Origin of the sequence: Pseudomonas sp. NPDC089534 (assembly GCF_044749305.1) — a bacterium.
In the GTDB taxonomy this organism is placed as follows: domain Bacteria; phylum Pseudomonadota; class Gammaproteobacteria; order Pseudomonadales; family Pseudomonadaceae; genus Aquipseudomonas; species Aquipseudomonas ekonensis.
The window spans coordinates 1-1,060 of sequence record NZ_JBIVHR010000225.1 but is presented as its reverse complement, the minus strand read 5'-3'; the positions used below and the strand labels follow the sequence as shown (position 1 = coordinate 1,060).

Genomic DNA, 1,060 nt, shown 5'->3' with positions numbered 1-1,060 from the left:
GTTTGAGCTCGGCCATCTCGAAATCCGGGGTCAGCTGGATCGCGGTGGTCGGGCAGGCTTCCTCGCAGAGGCCGCAGAAGATGCAGCGCGAGAAGTTGATGCGGAAGAAGTCCGGGTACCAGCGACCGTCTTCCGTTTCGGCTTTCTGCAGCGAGATGCAACCGACCGGGCAGGCCACGGCGCACAGGTTGCACGCCACGCAACGCTCCTGGCCGTCGGGGTCGCGGGTCAGCACGATGCGGCCACGGTAGCGCGGCGGCAGGTAGACCGGCTCTTCGGGGTATTGCAGGGTGTCGCGCTTGCGGAAGCCATGACCGAAGATCATGACCAGACTGCGCAACTGGGTACCGGTACCCTTAATGATGTCGCCAATATATTTGAACATGGGTCAAGTCCTCACTGAACCGCGACTGCAGGCGTGTTCCACAACACGATTGCAGCGGTCACCAGCAAATTGATCAGGGTCAGTGGCAGGCAGAATTTCCAGCTGAAGTCCATCACCTGGTCATAGCGCGGGCGCGGGATAGAGGCGCGCAGCAGAATGAACAGCATGATGAAGAACGCGGTCTTGAGTGCGAACCAGACGAAGGACAGTTGCGGCAGGATGCCGAACGGGCCGTGCCAGCCGCCGAAGAACAGCGTGACCAGCAGCGCCGAGATCAGGATGATGCCGATGTACTCGCCGACGAAGAACATGCCCCATTTCATGCCGGCGTATTCGATGTGGTAGCCGTCGGCCAGTTCCTGTTCCGCTTCCGGCTGGTCGAACGGGTGACGGTGAGTCACGGCCACGCCAGCGATGAAGAAGGTGCAGAAGCCGAAGAACTGCGGAATGATGAACCACAGGTTCTGCGCCTGGTACTCGACGATGTCGCGCATGTTGAACGAGCCGACCTGCACCACGATGCCCATCAGGGCCAGGCCCATGAACACTTCGTAGGACACGGTCTGGGCCGAGGCGCGCAAGCTGCCCAGGAGGGCGAACTTGTTGTTGCTCGACCAGCCGGCGAACAGCACCGCGTAGACCGACAGACCGGCCATGGCGAAGAAGAACAGCAGG

Annotated in this window: 2 protein-coding genes; both read right to left on the bottom strand. The window is 61.2% G+C overall.

What is annotated here, in order from left to right; translation table 11 throughout:
* Nucleotides 1–385: NADH-quinone oxidoreductase subunit NuoI (gene nuoI, locus ACIP0B_RS28585; RefSeq protein WP_400838582.1), on the bottom strand; the 385-nt coding region annotated here is incomplete at its 3' end.
* A gap of 11 nt (nucleotides 386–396) precedes the next feature.
* Nucleotides 397–1,060 (bottom strand): NADH-quinone oxidoreductase subunit NuoH (nuoH, locus tag ACIP0B_RS28580; protein ID WP_400838579.1); only part of this gene is annotated, 664 nt, incomplete at its 5' end.